Origin of the sequence: Lactiplantibacillus plantarum (genome assembly GCF_014131735.1) — a bacterium.
Taxonomy (GTDB): domain Bacteria; phylum Bacillota; class Bacilli; order Lactobacillales; family Lactobacillaceae; genus Lactiplantibacillus; species Lactiplantibacillus plantarum.
Genome location: NZ_CP039121.1, coordinates 1,556,733 through 1,574,623 on the forward strand (window position 1 = coordinate 1,556,733; position 17,891 = coordinate 1,574,623).

The window sequence follows — 17,891 nt, forward strand, 5'->3', positions numbered from 1 at the left end:
GCTCGTTTTACGATTGGCTTTCTGTTAGATTATGATAATACGATTAGAAAAAGCCGATCGTAAATTAAGCTAATGGAAGTGATGGTAATGGTAGCAATTCTTTCTCTAATGGTTGTCATGGGTTTTATGATGCTTGGCGAGTGGGTTTCCACGCGCAGTCGGGCCTATGTTCCATCCGTATTTATTACGGCACTCTTATTTCTAGTGGGTTTTTGGACAATTGTTCCCAAAAACATTGTCCCTGCTGCTTCATTTGGCACTGCCTTTATTCAAATTACCCAAGCCGTTTTATTGGTTCATATGGGGACGTTGATGGATCTGAAATTGTTGTTAAAACAGTGGCGCGCAGTTGTGATTGCCCTGAGTGGCGTGGTTGGGACAGTGGTGCTCACGATGGGAATTGGCCGTCTTTTATTTGATTGGCACACGATCGTTGCCAGTGTGCCCCCGTTGACGGGTGGGTTAGTGGCTGCCTTTCTGATGACAGCTGGACTCAAGGCCCAACATATTACCGCACTTGTGGCGTTTCCGGTGGCAATGTTTGTCATGCACAGCATGCTCGGTTATCCGCTAACCGCGTGGATGCTAAAACGGGAGAGTCGCCGACTATTGCAAGTCCGACATGTAGACGTCACGGTCGCGACCGCTGATTCTGCCACCAGTGCGACAGTTCAAACAACGGCGCAATTACCAGTGTGCCCGCTACCAACCGTACCAGCGAAGGTGAAATCAGTTCAACCTCAATTACGGCATTGGCAACTACCGGCCGCTTATGATACTTCAGCTTTTATGTTATTTAAAGTCGCTGCTGTGACTGGGTTGGCTGAATGGACTGCCCAGTTAGCCCATGGCACGGTTAATCAGTACATCATTTGTTTAGTGTTTGGTGTTATCGCGCATCAGTTGGGCTTTTTAGAAGATGCGGTGTTGGAGAAAGCGGGCGTCTTTCACTGGCTGATGTATGGTCTGCTAGCTTATATTTTTGCCAATCTAAACATTGTTAAAATCAGCATGTTAAGTGGTATTTTGATCCCGATTGTAACGTTGATCGTTCTTGGTGTTTTAGGGATGTGGATTGCATCTAGCTTATTGGCGCGACCGTTGGGATTTAGCCGCGAAATGGCTTTTGCAAGTGCATTGACTGCCTTATTTGGTTTCCCCGCGGACTATATCGTCACCCATGAAGTGACCGAAATTATGGGATCGACTGCGGAGGAAAAGCAATATTTACTAGACCAGATGTTACCTAAAATGTTAGTGGGCGGTTTTGCAACCGTCTCAGTGGCGTCAGTGATTATTGCGTCGATCTTCTTGAAAATTTTATAGGGGGCTTTTCAGATGATGACAACAACTTTAGCAGCTTGGATGACAACCTTGCGCCATCAATTACACGCACACCCAGAGTTAGCACTGCAGGAAGTCGCGACGACCGCTTTAATTAAGCAAACATTGACTGAGTTGAACATTCGGTTGGTAGACTATCCGGGAGAAACTGGGGTGGTGGCCGAGATTGGGCATGGTGCGCCAATCATCGCGTTGCGCGCGGATATTGATGCACTCCCAATCCAAGAAGACAATGAGTTATCCTTTAGATCAACGATTCCTGGTCGGATGCATGCTTGTGGGCATGATTTTCACACGGCCGCCTTATTAGGGGGAGCGCGATTATTGAAAGTGCATGAGGTAGATCTCAATGGTACGGTGCGACTGATCTTTCAGCCTGCGGAGGAAGGACACCGCGGTGCCAAAATGATGATTGATAATGGTGTTCTAGCAGGTGTTCGTGCGATTGCGGGATTCCATAATATGCCGAATTTACCAGTCGGCACTTTAGCGATGAAGTCTGGACCACTCATGGCTAGTAATGATAATTTTGACGTCACAATTTTGGGCCAGGGCGCCCATGCAGCGATGCCCGAAGCAAGTCATGATCCCATCGTGACGCTTGGTGAATTGATCAGTAATTTACAGACCATTCGTAGCCGAAATATTGCGCCAGACGCAGCACTGGTGCTAACGATTGCTGCCGTCCAAGCGGGAACGACTTTTAACGTGATTCCAAATACGGCGAATTTACGAGGCACGATTCGGACCTTCAACACGGCTAACCGGGATCTAGCTAAAGTACGTTTTTACGATATTGTGCGTGCAACTGCCAAGATGAATCAGCAAACCGCTACAATTGATTGGGACCGAGGACCAAGCTGTGTCAACAATAACGCGGCACTTACCGCTGTACTATCACGTGTTCTGAAAGATGATTTTGATATTGTGCCTGCCCAGCTATGCAATGCCGACGATGATTTTGCGTTATATCAAGAATGTATTCCAGGATTCTATGGATTCTTAGGTTCAGGCGGCAATGGGACCTTACATCAATCAAATTACCGCTGTGATGACGCAGGCCTAACCTATGGCGCTCGCTTCCATGAATTGGCAGCTACGGCACTATTAAAGTGGGTTCGAGCTTGAATTGAAAGTGGTCAATCGACAAAGGGAAGACGCCCGACCTTGCTAGGAAACTAACATGGTCGGGCGCATTTTTTATGGAAAGCTTCTGAATGATAAGTAACAAGCGAGTTTGGTCACAATTATCTGAGTAACTAAAGTATTTGTTGATACCCGACTTGGTGCAATCAGTAACTGGTGCGTGCAGATTATTGTTATAATATATGTGTATTATTTTTAATATTATTATTTTAATGATGAAGGGAACGACCGCTGATTGAATTTTGGTTGAGGCGGCCAAAGGTGATTAGGATGAAATCAACAATTTTCGAAAAAGCTGGACTAGTATCTGTTCAGGAAGTTGACAAACCAACATTACAATCTGATGATGATGTCATTGTGCGTATCGTGCGGACTTGTGTTTGTGGTTCCGATTTGTGGTCATATGCGCATGGTGATGACAAGGCTGCCCATTCGATCAACGAAGGACATGAAGCTATCGGAATCGTTGAGGCAATTGGCTCGGCCATTACGACGGTCAAGCCAGGCGACTTTGTCATCACCCCATTTACCCATGGCTGTGGTGAGTGCGCGGCTTGTTTGGCTGGTTTCGATGGTACTTGTGATCGGCATCTGGGCCACACAAATTGGTCTAATGGCTTTCAAGCAGAATACATTCGCTTCACTTATGGTAATTGGGCGTTAGTTAAGATTCCTGGTCAACCTAGTGACTATACGGAAGGGATGCTCAAGTCATTGTTGACGCTGGCAGACGTGATGCCGACTGGTTATCATGCGGCACGGTGTGCAAACGTTCAAAAGGGCGATAAAGTCGTGGTTATTGGTGACGGTGCCGTTGGGCAATGTGCTGTGATTGCAGCTAAGTTGCGGGGTGCCGCGCAAATCGTCTTGATGAGTCGCCACGAAGATCGGCAGCAAATGGCACTGGCATCTGGCGCGACCGCGGTTGTCGCTGAACGTGGTGACGAAGGCATTGCGAAGGTACGTGAAATCCTTGGTGGCGGCGCGGATGCGGCGTTGGAATGTGTCGGCACCGAAGCGGCCATTGACCAAGCTTTAGGTGTTTTGCATAATGGGGGTCGCGTAGGCTATGTGGGTGTACCACATTATAATAACCGGCCACTTGGGTCAACCTTTGCTCAAAATATTGTGGTTGCTGGTGGTTCCGCCTCCGTTACGACTTATGACAAACAGTTCTTACTCAAAGCAGTTTTGGACGGTAATATTAATCCGGGCCGGGTATTTACGCAAACGTATCCATTAGCCGACATTAATCAGGCTTATCAAGACATGCAAAATCGAAAGACAATTAAGGCTATGATTACCATTGATTAATCTCGACTAGGTAACTAGTCGCTTAAAAGCAATCGATTAAAAGTCGTTTCAGTACTGATTCATCGTGCTGAAACGACTTTTTCGATGGCGATAATTTAATGGTAAAAATCAATCAAGCTTAGTTGATTTAGACTAGTCTTTGCGTTGGTATTAGAAAAAAGACATGCAACCAGTTGAACCGTGTCATTAAAGCTAGCTGGTCGCACGATTGTAGTTGGCTTCGATAATTAACCGTTTAAAAGAACGCATTTTGCTGTCCGTGCTGTCGCCCGCTTGCTATACTGGGTCAAAAATGAGGTGAGCGTAATGCGAGTCTTTACTTGGATCGTGCGAACAATTGTGGCTGGTGCCGTTTTGATGTGTGTCATTATGATTGGTTTGGCACCGCAAACAGTTGTTACACATTTTAATAGTGCCGGCTTGGCTGATTCATTCGGCAGCCGTTGCTGGCTAGTGATGTTACCACTATTAGTTGTGGTCACGGGTGAAGTCATGATTAAGTTAGCCCGTCAAAAACGGCGCAAGCTCGGACTCTTGCAACTGCCGACGCTAACAGGCTTTGAAGGGCAGTGTTTAGGTGTCATGGTGGGTTTCAGCGTCCTGTTGTGGGTTATATTGCAATCGGAAGTGCAGGGCCGGCTAGTTAGCGGGGGCATTGGCGGATGGTGATTAGGATGAGAAATTGGCAGCAGGATGTTTATGAATTCGCCTGAAATTAATTTCAAGCGAATTTTGGGTGGTGTAGCTATTTTAAATACTTAGACCATCATGGCTTAATCAACAGCGCCAGGCGTAATGAGTGTGATTTTGCAGTTGTTTGAGTTGATTAATATCAGCTGTTAATGGCCTGCGCCAAAAAATGGCATATTATGTTATGATGATGACGTGATAAATCATTAAGCCGTTGCGATTTTCTATGTAAACTATTGTTATTGAAAAACATAGGAGGTCATTGAGATGGCAGTTATTTTAATTACGGGTGCAAGCAGCGGTATTGGGTTTCAGACAGCGAAAGACTTAGCACAGCAAGGTCACGTTGTTTACGGTGCGGCGCGGCGGTTGAATAAACTTGAAGCACTAGCCCCATACGGCGTTAAGCCCTTGTCACTAGATATAACCAATGAGCAGTCGCTTAGTCAGGCCGTAGCAACTTTAATTGCCAGTGAAGGACGCATTGATGTTTTGATCAACAATGCGGGGTATGGCTCATATGGCGCTGTGGAGGATGTTTCCATTGATGAAGCCAGGCAACAGTTCGAGGTTAATTTATTTGGGATGGCTCGGCTGACACAATTAGTTTTACCGTATATGCGCGCGCAACGTGAAGGACGCATTATCAATACCTCTTCCATGGGTGGACGGTTGGTGAGTTATATGGGCGCATGGTATCACGCAACCAAGTACGCTGTCGAAGCGTTTAGTGACGCATTACGAATGGAGACTAAAGACTTTGGCATTAAAGTTGCAATTATTGAACCTGGTGGGATTAAAACCAACTGGGGATTCATTGCTGCGGATCATTTAGAAGCCTCAGCACGTCACAGTGCATATCAAACACAAGCGACCAATGCTGCCGCGGGTATGCGCCGACAATACTCGTCGCGAATGATGTCTGATCCAAAAATTATTTCTAAAGCTATTTCGAAGGCGGTCAATCAGAAACGACCACGGGTGCGTTATTTAATTGGATTTGGGGCTAAACCGCTGGTACTTGCTAAGGCGATTTTACCGACTCGTGTTTTTGATTTTATCATGATGCATGCCAGTTAGTAGGAGTGATTAGTGTGAAGATTATGGTTTCTGAACAGTTTCAGTGTTTTATGGCAAGCCTTGGCGTTGATTTAAATAGCCTGCTTGAAGCTGCCGGTATTAATAAAGTGGTTTGGCAAGAACAATTAATGCTTTCTGATGTGGAGTATTGGCAGTTAATGAACGAATTCGACAACCAATTGACGGATGAAATGATTCTTAGTTTAGGGAATATTACTAACATTAATACGTTTATGCCGTCCTTTTTTGCAGCATTAGCTGCTAAAAATGGTGAACAAGCGATTGCACGCATGGCAACCTATAAATCATTGGCAGGTCCGGTTCATTTAGAGATAGTGACCAAGCCAGATATTGTCAATATTCATATTTTGGGAAATAGTCTTGGCGTCGAGTTGCCGCGTTTCACGATTATGACGGAACAATTGTTGTTAATCAGCTTGTTACGAGTAGGTACGGGAAAACTCATCAAGCCAATTTCAGTTGGTAGTAAGTATCCGTATGGTGATCAGATTGATGCCGTGATGGGCATTCGACCTCAACAATTGGCTGATAATTGCATTCAGTTTCAAGTCACGGACTTACAGCGGGCGTTTATTTCGGCCAATAATTCAATGTGGGCATTTTTGCAACCAGGGTTAGACCAACAAAAACTGGCTATTGAACACAACCAATCATTGCTCGCGACTGTTCAAGCACTATTGTTGAAGAAAATTCCTAGTGGTTCCTTCTCAATTGACGAGATTGCAACAAGTTTGAATCTCAGTAAACGAACCTTGCAGCGTCATCTTAGTACTTTAAGCACCACATTTAATGATGAAGTCCAAATTGCGCGTCGAACCCTAGTGGTACCCTTGATGAAAGATCAATCGCTAAACTTGATTGAAATCAGCTATTTGTTAGGGTATTCAGACCCAGAGTCTTTTTCGAGAGCTTTTAAAAAATGGTTTCATCAGAGTCCATCCGTTTACCGCCAACAATCTCTGGGGATGTTCAAAAATTAACAAGCGTTGCCGTTTAGGTTAAAAGTTATGGGCGTTAAAATCTTATGGATGTGATGGCTTTAGACTGATGAGTAATCCTTTAAATTAATAGATCGTCACAACAATTGTGTTTAAGAATGCTAGTTCTTAGATGCAATTTTTTTTGCGTGCATCTAAGCTAGTGACAGTTGAACAGATTGTATCATTGCTTGCTGAAGTCAAAACTTGTTAGCAATTTGATTATAAACTTTATAGTCAAATTGCTAAACTGTGCCAGTTCGTTGACGGATTATGACCGCAAAAAATGGCTCGTCAAGAAATTTTCGCAAAAAAATAAAGCTCGATTAGAGCCCAGCTTACCGGGATTTGGCTACTAAAAAATGTAACATACTGTAAATTAATCTGCTGAAATCAATTGACAAGATTTGGCCGGACGATTAACTTAATGCCATTCCCAAACGCCGTGAAAGGAGCGACTAACTATGAGTGTGTTAGAAGCAAGTGAAATTATGCAATTAATCCCCAACCGGTACCCAATTTTATTCATGGACCGGGTGGATGAATTAAATCCGGGTGAATCGATCGTGGTGACGAAAAATGTCACGATTAATGAGTCATTTTTCCAAGGGCACTTTCCCGGTAACCCGGTCATGCCGGGCGTGTTGATTATTGAAGCTTTGGCGCAAGCCGCGTCGATTCTGATTTTGAAATCTGAAAAGTTTGCTGGTAAGACGGCTTATCTTGGCGCCATTAAGGATGCCAAGTTCCGCAAAATTGTCCGTCCCGGTGATGTCTTGAAGTTGCATGTCCAAATGGTCAAGCAACGGTCCAACATGGGAACGGTGAGTTGTCAGGCGATGGTCGGTGACAAGGCAGCCTGCACAACTGATTTAACCTTTATCGTTGGTGCAACTGATTCAAAATAGAAAGGTGGTAATGGCAATTCGGCGATTGTCGTTTGGGAAAGTTTTTTAAAAGCATTGCCGAATTGTAACCAACCATGACAACTAATTTTTCGATTTTAGCGAGTGCTAAGGCACTGCCGACGACCAAAGTCACGAATCAAGAACTAACGCAACTGATGGCGACTTCTGATGATTGGATCAAGCAGCGAACGGGAATTCGTTCTCGCCACGTCGCGACCGATGAGACAACGACGAGTTTAGCTGTTTCAGTTGCCCAGCAGTTGTTGCAGCAAAGTCGGCTAGCGGCGACGGCGATTGATTTGATCATCGTGGCAACCATGTCACCGGATTATTTGACACCGGCGACGGCTCCTCAAGTACAGGCAGCAATTGGGGCTGAAAAAGCAATTGCCTTTGACATCAATGTTGCCTGTGCGGGCTTTGTTTATGGGATGCAGTTGGTTCACCAATACTTACAACCGGGCCAGACCGCTTTGTTAATCGGTAGCGAGACCTTGAGTCGGTTAGTAGACTGGCATGATCGTAGCACTGCCGTTTTATTTGGTGATGGTGCGGGTGGTCTATTGATTACTGCTAAGCCTAATACGACCACTGGGCACTGGCTGGGCGGTCATTACGCGACGTTTGGCGCTGACGGGCATTATTTAACGGCGGGACAGCAACCTCAGGTGAATCCGTGGTCGACACGGACTGATGGTGCAGATTCTAACCGCTGGGCCTTTCAGATGAATGGTCGGCGGGTTTATGACTTTGCCACTAAGCAAGTGCCGCACTCAATTGAGCAGGCGTTGATGCAGGCACGGCTCGAGTCGAGTGATATTAAAGCATTTGTGCTTCATCAGGCCAACGCACGTATTGTTAAGAGCGTTGGTCAAAAATTAAACTTAGCTACGGAACAATTACCGATGAACATTGCACAGTATGGCAATACTGCGGCAGCCAGTGAACCGATTCTATTTGCCGAAATGGTTGCCCAAAAGCAAGTTCAACGTGGTGACAAGCTGGTGTTTACCGGTTTTGGCGGCGGGTTATCCGTCGGTAGTGTCGTAATTGAGTATTAATTGATAACTGAAATCAAGCATTTAAAATTAATTTAAAAATTCTGGAGGAATCAACAATGACTAAAACTGAAATTTTTGACCAAATTAAAAAGATGATCGTGGAACAATTAGACGTGGATGCTGACAAGATTACGATGACAACGAACTTTACCGAAGACTTAGCACTTGATAGTCTGGACGTTTTTGAAGTGATCGATAAGATCGAAGACGAATATGATATCGAAATCGAAACGGATGACGCTTTAGCCACGGTTGGTGATTTAGTTGATTATGTGGCGACTCATCAGGAAAATAGCGAGGACTAAGTTATGAAAACGGCAATCTTATTCAGTGGTCAAGGACAACAGTTTGCCGATATGGGGGCCGATCTTTATCAAACGTTACCAGCGTACCAAGCCACGATTGACGAAGCTAATCAAGTGTTGGACTGGGATCTGCGGGTAACTGCTGATTGGATCGATGATGCTCAACGGATGCCGGTTGCAATTACAGCGATGAATATGGGGTTATATCGTGCTTTAACAGCGTTGCTTAATGAGTGTCCGACCGTGTTAGCAGGATTGAGCCTTGGCGAGTATGCCGCATTGATTGCAGCTGGCGTCCTGCCATTTGCTGATGGCTTGAAGTTAGTTGCCGATCGGGCTAGATATATGCAACGAGCGGGATTACAGCATCCCGGGGAGATGGTCGCGGCGTTGAAGGTAACGCCGGCACTGGTTGCAGCCGCTTGTCAAAGTGCCCAAGCAGTGGGGGTTGCGTATCCCGCTAATTACAATCTAGCTGATCAAATTGTTATTGGTGGCGATGCAGCTGGTATTCAAGCTGCGCGAACCTATTTAAAAACACACGGCGTTAAACGGGTGGTCCCATTAGACGTTGCGGTGGCTTCACACACGCCGTTAATGGCAGCAGCGAGTGAGGCGTTGGCGCAACGATTACGATTTGTTAATATTGCAGCACCCCAAATTCCGGTCATCAGTAATACGACCGTGACCCCCTTTAGCCAGGCAACTGTCAAGGAAACGTTGGTAAAACAGTTAGTATCGCCAACGCACTTTGCGGCCTGCTTACAACGAATTGCGACATATGAGGTCGATGAGATTATTCAAGTTGGACCGGGGCATAGTTTAGCAACTTTTGCCAAACAAACATTGCCGGGGGTAAGGGTTTGGTCAATTGAAGATGTGACAGATTGGCAGAATTATTGTCAGGATACTGAGGAGGTACGTGAGCGTGGATGAAGTGATTTTAGTCACTGGAGCTGCTAAGGGTATTGGTTTGGCAACAGTCAAACGGCTGGCAGCTCAGGGGGCCAGCGTTATTTTAAACGTTCATCATGAAATTGAAGCGGCCGATTGGCAAGCATTAACGGCTGAATATCCACGGTTGACGCAATTAGTTGGTGATGTGAGCGATGATCAAACGGCGGCTGATTTAATTGAGACCGTGATGACAAATTTTGGTCGCTTAGATGGACTCGTGAATAACGCTGGTGTGACCCATGATCAGTTATTAACGCGGCTACACGCGGAAGATTTCATGAGTGTGATTCAAACAAATTTATTGGGCACATTTAATATGACCAAATACGCTTTAAAAGTCATGCAGCGACAGCGACAAGGCGCCATCGTTAATGTTGCTAGTGTGGTCGGGTTACATGGCAATATCGGCCAGGCGAACTATGCGGCTAGTAAGGCTGGAATTATTGGTTTAACTAAAACGACGGCAAAGGAAGCGGCTCGGCGCCAAGTGCGGTGTAATGCGGTGGCCCCAGGAATGATTACGACGGCCATGACGGCACAATTGAATGACCGTGTAACGGCGGCTGCCTTAAGTGATATTCCACTCAAACGCTTTGGGACGCCCGACGAAATTGCCCAAGCAATTGACTTTTTATTGCACCAACCGTACTTAACGGGACAAGTGCTAACAGTTGACGGTGGCATGACGATATAAGATATGGGAGGTTATCCAATGACAGAACGAGTAGTTGTGACTGGAATGGGTGCGGTGACGCCCCTCGGTAATAGTGTTGATGAATTTTTAACGGGGTTATTCGCGGGACAAGTTGGGATTAAGCCCATCACGAAGTTTGACGCGACGCCCACTGGGATTACAGTTGCCGGTGAGGTTAAGGATTTTCAGCCAGAAGAACGAATTGAAAAGAAATTAGCGAAAAGATTGGATTTATTTTCCGTTTATGGTCTATACAGTGCAAGTGAAGCGATGGCGCAAGCCGGACTAAATGAAGAAAATATTGACCCAGAACGATTAGGCGTTATTTATGGTTCGGGTATCGGTGGTTTAACGACGATTGAAGCGCAAGTGATCAAGATGCACGACAAGAGTCCCAAACGAGTTTCACCGTTATTCGTCCCTAATTCAATCATTAACATGGTTGTTGGTAATATCGCGATGCAATTTAACGCACAGAATACCAGTCAAGCGATTGTGACCGCGTGTGCGTCGGCGACGAATGCCATCGGCGATGCGTTTGAATATTTGCGTCAAGGAAAGGCAGATGTGATCATCACGGGTGGTTCAGAAGCTTCCGTCAACGAAATCGGTATTGCAGGGTTTGCGTCCCTGACTGCGTTGTCGAAAGCCACTGACCCAACGTTGGCTTCGTTACCGTTTGATCGTCAACGCAATGGGTTTGTGATGGGTGAAGGGGGTGCGACGTTAGTCTTAGAAACGTTGGCCCATGCCCAAGCCCGAGGCGCCCAGATTCTTGGTGAAGTCGTGGGTTACGGAACGACTAGCGATGCTTATCATATGACAGCCCCCCGACCGGATGGTGCTGGTGCCAAACGTGCAATGCAACAAGCCGTTGCGGAAGCCGGCATTCAACCGCGTGATGTGGATTACATCAATGCTCATGGAACAGCCACACATGCGAATGATAGTGCCGAAGCTCAAGCAATTAGCGCGTTGTTTGGTCAAGATGTACAAGTCAGCAGTACTAAAGGAATGACGGGGCACTTATTAGGCGCTGCGGGTGCAATTGAAGCTGTTGCAACGATTGGTGCTCTGCAAGCGGGTCAGTTACCTGCGAATATTGGTTGTACGGACCAAGATCCTGAGTGTCCAGTCAATTTAGTAACGCCAGCAACTCAACATCAAGCCGCAACCTATGCTTTGAGTAATTCATTTGGTTTTGGGGGCCATAATGCCGTGGTTGCCTTTAAGAAGTGGGTGAATGTATGAGTATGACGGATACGGAAGCGATGACCGCCCTGATCAATCAGTTTAATCAATCCAGCGCTCAAGTCATGGACGTCAAGACGACAACCTTTGAACTGCATTTGAATAAACAAGCTGAAACTGCTGAGACAAATTCAGCGCGTTCACAGCCGGCAGTGACCGACTCCGCGGTACCAGTGGTCAAACCGACGACTGAAGTGGCGACTCAATCGGGAACAACGATGGTCACGGCGCCCCTAGTTGGGGTGGCTTACTTAGCTGCCGACCCGAAACAGGCGCCGTTTGTTCAGGTGGGTGATCGTGTCAAGTCAGGGGAAACCTTGTGTGTAATCGAAGCGATGAAAATGATCAACGAAGTCCCTAGCCCAGTTAGTGGGATCGTTAAAGAAGTTTTAATTAAGAATGCAACTATGGTTGAATTTGATGAACCATTGTTTGCAATTGAGGAGACGACCGTTTAATGGAAGTTACGGATTTAATTCCCCAACGGTTTCCGCTGCAATTATTAGACCGTATCGTAGCGGTCCAACCAGGTGTCAGCGCAACAGCGGAAAAATTAGTCACGATTAATGAATGGTTTTTTCAGAGTCAGACACTGACCGGAAGAACGATGATTCGGCCAGTATTATTAGAAATTTTGGCTCAAACGGGAGTTGTGGCTTTACTATCGATGCCAGAACATCATGGTAATAACGTCTTTTTTGGCGGAATTCGGCAGGCTGATTTTAAGACGGATGTGCGCCCAGGTGACCGGTTAGAAGCGATGGTAACGTTAACTAAGTTGCGTCGTCAAATCGGAACAGGCCATGGCGTGATTACCTGTGCTGGTCGTGAGGTTGTTAGTGCTGATTTAACCTTTGTAATGCAAGCCTGAAGGAGGTATGGCGATTGTTTAAAAAAGTCTTAGTCGCGAACCGTGGTGAAATTGCGGTCCAAGTTATTCGCGCGCTTCATGAGATGGGGATTAAAGCGGTCGCTGTCTATTCAGTGGCTGATCAGGAGAGCTTATTTGTACATCTGGCTGATGAGGCGGTCTGTATTGGGGCGAGTCCCGTCAACCAGTCATATTTGAATATGCAAGCAATTATTAGCGCTGCTAATTTGACCGGGTGTCAGGCGATTCATCCAGGCTACGGCTTTTTATCTGAGAATGCGGAATTTGCCAAAATGTGTGCGGATTGTCAGTTAACGTTTATTGGACCGCGTCCTGAGGTGATTGACCAGATGGGTGACAAAGAAAATGCCCGGCAGACCATGCAACGATTAGGCGTACCCGTGATTCCCGGCAGTCCATCGGTGCTTAAGGATGTTGAGGCGGCTATGCAAGCTGCCCATACCTTAGGTTACCCAGTTATGATCAAAGCCGCTGCTGGGGGTGGCGGTAAGGGGATTCGCGCGGTTAGTAATGATCAAGATTTAGCGAAGGCTTTTCGAACCGCTCAGCAGGAAGCTCAAGCTTCATACGATGATCATCGGTTGTACTTAGAAAAAATCATTGCCCCGGCGAAGCATATCGAAGTGCAGGTCTTAGCCGATCAACAGGGGCATGTTATTTATCTACCAGAGCGCGATTGTTCGCTACAACGGAATCATCAAAAAGTGTTAGAGGAAAGTCCATGTGCGGTCATCACGACTGCTGAACGGACCGAATTGGGACAATTAGTGGCTGACGCAACCAAAAAGTTGGGTTATACAAATACGGGTACCTATGAGTTTTTAATGGATCAGCAGCATCATTTTTATTTTTTGGAAATGAATACGCGGTTGCAAGTTGAACATACGGTTACTGAAATGGTAACGGGTATTGAATTGATTAAAGCGCAAGTACAAATTGCAGCTGGTATGCCTTTAAAAATTAAACAAGCGGATGTGAAAATTCATGGTGTTGCCATGGAGTGTCGCTTGAATGCGGAGGATCCATACCACGATTTTCGACCGCAACCTGGAAAAATCACCCGGTTGATCTACCCAATGGGGACACTGGGAGTCCGGATTGATGCTGGTGTGGTGACTGGTAGCATGATTGCACCGTTTTACGACTCGATGATTGCCAAAATCATTGTTCACGGTATTAATCGGAAGATGGTCAGTCGCAAGATGCATCGTTGTTTATTGGAATTGACCATCGATGGGGTTCAAACGAACCGGATCTTCTTAGCAGGATTAGTTGCAGATTCGACTGTTGGCCGTGGTACCTATACCACAGCTTATATCGAACAAGACTTTTTGAAAGGATGGTTAAGTGATGCCCAAGCGCAAGTTTCAAGCACCCACTGAACGGCAGTTAGCTGTTCGACGGGATAATATTCCAGACGCGTTATTGACGCGCTGTCCAGTTTGTCATGAAGATTGTTATACCCAAGATCTCGGTGAATTCAAGGTATGTCCCCATTGTGATTATGGGTTTCGCTTGCCTGCTTGGCAACGTGTTCAACAATTGACGGCGAGTTTTGAAGAGCGGGATGCGGACCTAAGTGCGCCCGTCAGTTTTGATGACCCTGCATATTTAAAAAAGTTGCAGCGTGCCAAAGCAGCCTCACACTTGAATGAGAGCGTATTGACTGGTATTGGGACGTTAGCGACTTATCAATTTGGGTTAGGTGTCATGGAAACTAAATTTATGATGGGGAGTTTGGGGGCGGCAACCGGTGAGAAAATTACGCGATTATTTGAAACTTGTACGACCCAAAAACTTCCCGTTGTGATGGTTACTGCTTCTGGCGGGGCGCGTATGCAAGAAGGCGCTCGTGCATTGATGCAAATGGCTAAGGTGTCCACGGCGGTTGCAAATCACCGAAAAGCTGGACTATTGTATATTACAATTTTAACTGATCCAACCACTGGTGGTGTCACGGCTAGTTTTGCGATGCAGGGTGACATTATGTTGAGCGAGCCACGAGCGCTCATTGGATTCGCGGGTCGGCGAGTCATTGAACAAACCATTCAACAGACACCACCTGCGGATTTCCAACGGGCGGAAACCTTATTGGCCAATGGATGGTTAGATCAAATTGTGCCCCGACCAGCCTTACGGAAAACACTACAACGATTATTAACAATCACTCAGGGAGGTCATCAGGATGTCTAAAGTAACGGCCTACGAACAAGTTCAAGCAGCCCGGGATGCTAGTAAGATTAGCATTCAAACGTTGATTGATGGCTTGACAGAGGATTTTTTTGATTGTCATGGTGATCGTCAACGGGCGGATGATCCAGCTGTAATCGCCGGCTTAGCAACAATTGCTCAACGGCCCGTCACCATTATTGGTATTCAGAAGGGTCAAAATTTGGCCGAGAATCAAGCTCGGCATTTTGGCTGTGCGACGCCTAGCGGTTATCGAAAAGCATTGCGGTTAATGCGGCAAGCAGAACAATTACGGCAGCCGGTCGTGACCTTAATCAACACGCCGGGTGCCTATCCGGGTGTCGATGCGGAATATGAGGGACAAGGACGAGCAATTGCTGACTGTTTGTTAGCAGGATTACAATTGCGAGTACCATTTTTGAGTTTGATTGTTGGTGAAGGTGGCAGTGGTGGTGCATTAGCCTTAGCATGTGGTGATCAAGTCTGGATGTTGGCGAATAGTACTTACTCGGTGTTATCGCCTGAAGGCTATGCCACTATTTTATGGAAAGAATCGCAACGTGCTGCTGAAGCTGCGGAAAAAATGCGCTTGACGCCGACAGAATTATTGGCAGATGGAATTATTGATCGGATTATTCCTGAAGTAGCAACCGCAGCAGATTGTCAACCGCTGAAAACGGCCATTGACGAGACATTAACTGCTTTAACAGCAAAGTCGGTGACGGAACTGGTTACGCAACGCCAAGCCCGTTATCGGCAATTTTAAATAAGTGAGGAATGATAAGTATGGATGGAATTTTATCGGGTAAGACTATTGTGGTCATGGGTGTGGCCAATCAGCGCAGTATTGCCTGGGGGTGTACCGAGGCATTAATTGCACAGGGGGCCCAGGTTATCTTGACTTACCAAAATGACCGTTTGAAGCAAAGTTTACAGCGGTTTGTTGCGCCAGATGTGCCGTTAATTGCCTGTGATGTTGCTGATGATGACAATGTTGATCGGGCATTTGCAAGCATTAAACAACAGTATGGTGCCATCGATGGGATTATCCATGCGATTGCTTATGCGGATAAAGCAACGTTAGAAGGTGATTTTGTGAATACCACGAAAGCTGGATATGATTTGGCACAAAATATTAGTGCGTATTCGCTGATTGCAGTTGCCCGAGCAGCTCGGCCAATGCTGAAACCAGGAGCCAGTCTCGTAACGTTGACGTATTTTGGATCAGAGCGAGCCGTACCAAATTACAATATGATGGGGGTTGCTAAGGCCGCGTTGGAAGCAAATGTGCGTTACTTGGCACGTGACCTTGGACCACAACAAGTCCGCGTGAATGCAATTTCAGCCGGAGCAGTCAAAACGTTGGCGGTAACGGGTATTCATGAGCATCAGCAATTATTAAAATTATCTCGCAGTATGACAGTTGATGGAGAACCGGTAAAAACGCGTGAGATCGGCAACGTGGCTGCCTTTTTATTAAGCGATCTCTCGACTGGAATGACCGGGGACGTGGTATACGTGGATAAAGGGGTCCACTTAAGTTAATGCCAATCACTCAAGTTGTCTTTAAACGGCAGTGGCTTCAGATGCCGGTCGATGTTTCTAAAAAAATGCGACGGGTCACTCAGCGAACCGTGAGTCGCCAATTAATTCAGCAAGTGTTATCGGTACCATTAGCTTATCATCGATTGGGCCAGCCCTATTTTCCAAGTCATCCTCGATTAGGTGTTAGTGTTAGTCACACGCACCAGTTAGTGATGGTAGCGGTTGGTCCGGGACCTCTGGGGATTGATGTTGAACAGGTCCGTCCATATGATGTGACTGCCATTCGGCGAGCCTTTACATCGGCGGAATGGCAGCTATTACAGGCTTTATCGGTGCAAGATCGTTATCGGTTAGGGTGGCAACTTTGGACGGCTAAAGAAGCGGTATTAAAGTTAGTGGGCTGTGGTTTGACCCATGCGCCCAGCCGTGTTGAGGTTCTTGATTTAGAACGTGGACTAGCGTGCTATCAAACACAGTTATACCAGTTGACGCCGTTAGAATTGCCTGCGACTCACGAGGGATTTTTGGCTCGTCCCTTGTCGGTTGGCTGATTGGAGCGTGTTGTTGGTATTAACTTTAGTGCGTTCTTTTTTAAGTTTAGTGAACAATGGCCACTGGATTTTATTATCGGCCGACTGGGTTGACCTGCTATTGCAAGCCTTCTACGTGCTGACTAAAAGCAGTTCTGAGCAAGCCATAATTGTGGGCTCAGAACTGCTTTTTAATTTGTCCTTCAATAATTTATCTATAATAATGGCAATACAAAATTCATCCATAACCATGAAATCGGCATGATAACGACCATCATCGGAATCATATCGGCGGTCGGAAACATCTTGACGGCAATAATGCGAAAGCCGCTGGCAACCATTAAAATACCACCGACCGCTTTGAAATCTAGAATCATGTCAGGAGTGGTCAAGGGAAAGACTAGGTGAGCGATTAAGAATAAAGCAGTCAGGATGATTAGTTGGGGAACAGCAATTAAGGAAACAACTAACCCTAAGTTAGCACCGAAAATTACCGCAGCAAAGAAGTCCAGAATCGATTTGGAAATCAAAATTGTGGCGTCGCCGTTCATCCCTTCAGTTAAAGTCCCGTAAATACCAGTTCCACTGGCACAAAATAGTACGATTACCGTGACCATTGTCTGTTCAAAAGCCTGTTTCTCAAAAGTTGCTGGTGCTTTGACAAACCGTGAAATGAAACGTTGCATCGCGGCAGCGCCGTGATTGATTGCAGTTCCCAAATGACAAAGTAATCCAATACCTGTTCCGATAATAACGGCAAAGATGACCGCCGCTAGATTTTTTAGTGGTGCAATCGCGTAAATCCCCATACACATGGAACAGATCCCAAAGGACATATTCAGCCCATCTTTTAAACGTTGTGACATTCGTTTGCCGGTCAATGCGCCGACAATACCCCCGAAAAAGATTGCACACACGTTAGTAATAATTCCAATTGGCACGCAAGCCCTCCTCAATATTTAATTGATAAAAACAACAGCTATTAG

20 protein-coding genes are annotated in these 17,891 nt (G+C 46.1%); 19 read left to right on the top strand and 1 reads right to left on the bottom strand.

Features of this window, described 5'->3' with window-relative positions:
- Window positions 1-87 precede the first annotated feature (87 nt).
- The 19 genes from E5260_RS07155 (at window position 88) to E5260_RS07245 (ending at window position 16,926) form a co-directional block, all read left to right on the top strand.
- On the top strand, window positions 88-1,326 hold the full coding sequence (locus E5260_RS07155) for a hypothetical protein (RefSeq protein ID WP_003644330.1): 1,239 nt from the start codon (window positions 88-90) through the stop codon (window positions 1,324-1,326).
- Window positions 1,327-1,338: 12 nt separating this feature from the next.
- The gene (locus tag E5260_RS07160; RefSeq protein WP_003640403.1) at window positions 1,339-2,472 is read left to right on the top strand and encodes an amidohydrolase; all 1,134 of its coding nucleotides are present in this window, start codon (window positions 1,339-1,341) and stop codon (window positions 2,470-2,472) included.
- Window positions 2,473-2,760: 288 nt separating this feature from the next.
- The gene (locus E5260_RS07165; RefSeq protein ID WP_003644331.1) at window positions 2,761-3,804 is read left to right on the top strand and encodes a zinc-binding dehydrogenase; all 1,044 of its coding nucleotides are present in this window, start codon (window positions 2,761-2,763) and stop codon (window positions 3,802-3,804) included.
- Between the two features lie 306 nt (window positions 3,805-4,110).
- Window positions 4,111-4,473, top strand: coding sequence for a DUF1648 domain-containing protein (locus E5260_RS07170; RefSeq protein ID WP_003640405.1), 363 nt, complete (start codon window positions 4,111-4,113; stop codon window positions 4,471-4,473).
- 288 nt (window positions 4,474-4,761) lie between these two features.
- Entirely contained in the window at window positions 4,762-5,574 is an 813-nt protein-coding gene (locus tag E5260_RS07175; protein ID WP_003640406.1) for an oxidoreductase, read from the top strand.
- 14 nt (window positions 5,575-5,588) lie between these two features.
- On the top strand, window positions 5,589-6,575 hold the full coding sequence (locus tag E5260_RS07180; protein ID WP_003640407.1) for a helix-turn-helix domain-containing protein: 987 nt from the start codon (window positions 5,589-5,591) through the stop codon (window positions 6,573-6,575).
- 461 nt (window positions 6,576-7,036) lie between these two features.
- Complete coding sequence (gene fabZ / locus E5260_RS07185; RefSeq protein ID WP_003640408.1) at window positions 7,037-7,480, top strand: 3-hydroxyacyl-ACP dehydratase FabZ; 444 nt, start codon at window positions 7,037-7,039, stop codon at window positions 7,478-7,480.
- A 74-nt stretch (window positions 7,481-7,554) separates the two neighbouring features.
- The gene (locus tag E5260_RS07190; RefSeq protein ID WP_003640409.1) at window positions 7,555-8,541 is read left to right on the top strand and encodes a beta-ketoacyl-ACP synthase III; all 987 of its coding nucleotides are present in this window, start codon (window positions 7,555-7,557) and stop codon (window positions 8,539-8,541) included.
- 56 nt (window positions 8,542-8,597) lie between these two features.
- Window positions 8,598-8,846, top strand: coding sequence for an acyl carrier protein (gene acpP / locus E5260_RS07195; protein ID WP_003640410.1), 249 nt, complete (start codon window positions 8,598-8,600; stop codon window positions 8,844-8,846).
- 3 nt (window positions 8,847-8,849) lie between these two features.
- Window positions 8,850-9,782 (top strand): ACP S-malonyltransferase, encoded by a 933-nt coding sequence (locus E5260_RS07200; protein ID WP_003640411.1) that lies wholly within the window; start codon window positions 8,850-8,852, stop codon window positions 9,780-9,782.
- A complete protein-coding gene (fabG, locus tag E5260_RS07205) occupies window positions 9,769-10,497 on the top strand; it encodes a 3-oxoacyl-ACP reductase FabG (RefSeq protein ID WP_003644334.1) in 729 nt (242 codons plus the stop codon). The genes E5260_RS07200 and fabG overlap by 14 nt, the downstream gene beginning before the upstream one ends.
- 18 nt (window positions 10,498-10,515) lie before the next feature.
- Window positions 10,516-11,748: a beta-ketoacyl-ACP synthase II gene (fabF, locus tag E5260_RS07210; RefSeq protein ID WP_024971835.1), complete on the top strand. Its 1,233-nt coding sequence runs from the start codon at window positions 10,516-10,518 to the stop codon at window positions 11,746-11,748.
- The gene (locus E5260_RS07215; protein WP_003640414.1) at window positions 11,745-12,206 is read left to right on the top strand and encodes an acetyl-CoA carboxylase biotin carboxyl carrier protein; all 462 of its coding nucleotides are present in this window, start codon (window positions 11,745-11,747) and stop codon (window positions 12,204-12,206) included. Before fabF ends, E5260_RS07215 begins: the two co-directional genes overlap by 4 nt.
- A complete protein-coding gene (locus tag E5260_RS07220; protein ID WP_003640415.1) occupies window positions 12,206-12,619 on the top strand; it encodes a 3-hydroxyacyl-ACP dehydratase FabZ family protein in 414 nt (137 codons plus the stop codon). The genes E5260_RS07215 and E5260_RS07220 overlap by 1 nt, the downstream gene beginning before the upstream one ends.
- 14 nt (window positions 12,620-12,633) lie before the next feature.
- Window positions 12,634-14,022, top strand: coding sequence for an acetyl-CoA carboxylase biotin carboxylase subunit (locus E5260_RS07225; RefSeq protein WP_003640416.1), 1,389 nt, complete (start codon window positions 12,634-12,636; stop codon window positions 14,020-14,022).
- Window positions 13,991-14,833, top strand: coding sequence for an acetyl-CoA carboxylase carboxyltransferase subunit beta (locus tag E5260_RS07230; RefSeq protein WP_003640417.1), 843 nt, complete (start codon window positions 13,991-13,993; stop codon window positions 14,831-14,833). Before E5260_RS07225 ends, E5260_RS07230 begins: the two co-directional genes overlap by 32 nt.
- A complete protein-coding gene (gene accA, locus E5260_RS07235; RefSeq protein ID WP_003640418.1) occupies window positions 14,826-15,596 on the top strand; it encodes an acetyl-CoA carboxylase carboxyltransferase subunit alpha in 771 nt (256 codons plus the stop codon). Before E5260_RS07230 ends, accA begins: the two co-directional genes overlap by 8 nt.
- A 20-nt stretch (window positions 15,597-15,616) precedes the next feature.
- Entirely contained in the window at window positions 15,617-16,375 is a 759-nt protein-coding gene (gene fabI, locus E5260_RS07240) for an enoyl-ACP reductase FabI (RefSeq protein WP_003644338.1), read from the top strand.
- Window positions 16,375-16,926: a 4'-phosphopantetheinyl transferase family protein gene (locus E5260_RS07245; protein ID WP_003640420.1), complete on the top strand. Its 552-nt coding sequence runs from the start codon at window positions 16,375-16,377 to the stop codon at window positions 16,924-16,926. Before fabI ends, E5260_RS07245 begins: the two co-directional genes overlap by 1 nt.
- A gap of 194 nt (window positions 16,927-17,120) precedes the next feature.
- Here E5260_RS07245 and E5260_RS07250 read toward each other — a convergent pair whose 3' ends face one another.
- Entirely contained in the window at window positions 17,121-17,846 is a 726-nt protein-coding gene (locus tag E5260_RS07250; RefSeq protein WP_003640421.1) for a DUF554 domain-containing protein, read from the bottom strand.
- Window positions 17,847-17,891: the final 45 nt, after the last annotated feature.

What these genes read in the sequence shown, in the direction of transcription:
- E5260_RS07155 (WP_003644330.1), top strand. Translation starts at nt 88, where the DNA reads ATGGTAGCAATTCTTTCTCTAATGGTTGTCATGGGTTTTATGATGCTT.
- E5260_RS07160 (WP_003640403.1), top strand. Translation starts at nt 1,339, where the DNA reads ATGATGACAACAACTTTAGCAGCTTGGATGACAACCTTGCGCCATCAA.
- E5260_RS07165 (WP_003644331.1), top strand. Translation starts at nt 2,761, where the DNA reads ATGAAATCAACAATTTTCGAAAAAGCTGGACTAGTATCTGTTCAGGAA.
- E5260_RS07170 (WP_003640405.1), top strand. Translation starts at nt 4,111, where the DNA reads ATGCGAGTCTTTACTTGGATCGTGCGAACAATTGTGGCTGGTGCCGTT.
- E5260_RS07175 (WP_003640406.1), top strand. Translation starts at nt 4,762, where the DNA reads ATGGCAGTTATTTTAATTACGGGTGCAAGCAGCGGTATTGGGTTTCAG.
- fabZ (WP_003640408.1), top strand. Translation starts at nt 7,037, where the DNA reads ATGAGTGTGTTAGAAGCAAGTGAAATTATGCAATTAATCCCCAACCGG.
- E5260_RS07190 (WP_003640409.1), top strand. Translation starts at nt 7,555, where the DNA reads ATGACAACTAATTTTTCGATTTTAGCGAGTGCTAAGGCACTGCCGACG.
- acpP (WP_003640410.1), top strand. Translation starts at nt 8,598, where the DNA reads ATGACTAAAACTGAAATTTTTGACCAAATTAAAAAGATGATCGTGGAA.
- E5260_RS07200 (WP_003640411.1), top strand. Translation starts at nt 8,850, where the DNA reads ATGAAAACGGCAATCTTATTCAGTGGTCAAGGACAACAGTTTGCCGAT.
- fabF (WP_024971835.1), top strand. Translation starts at nt 10,516, where the DNA reads ATGACAGAACGAGTAGTTGTGACTGGAATGGGTGCGGTGACGCCCCTC.
- E5260_RS07215 (WP_003640414.1), top strand. Translation starts at nt 11,745, where the DNA reads ATGAGTATGACGGATACGGAAGCGATGACCGCCCTGATCAATCAGTTT.
- E5260_RS07220 (WP_003640415.1), top strand. Translation starts at nt 12,206, where the DNA reads ATGGAAGTTACGGATTTAATTCCCCAACGGTTTCCGCTGCAATTATTA.
- E5260_RS07230 (WP_003640417.1), top strand. Translation starts at nt 13,991, where the DNA reads ATGCCCAAGCGCAAGTTTCAAGCACCCACTGAACGGCAGTTAGCTGTT.
- accA (WP_003640418.1), top strand. Translation starts at nt 14,826, where the DNA reads ATGTCTAAAGTAACGGCCTACGAACAAGTTCAAGCAGCCCGGGATGCT.
- fabI (WP_003644338.1), top strand. Translation starts at nt 15,617, where the DNA reads ATGGATGGAATTTTATCGGGTAAGACTATTGTGGTCATGGGTGTGGCC.
- E5260_RS07245 (WP_003640420.1), top strand. Translation starts at nt 16,375, where the DNA reads ATGCCAATCACTCAAGTTGTCTTTAAACGGCAGTGGCTTCAGATGCCG.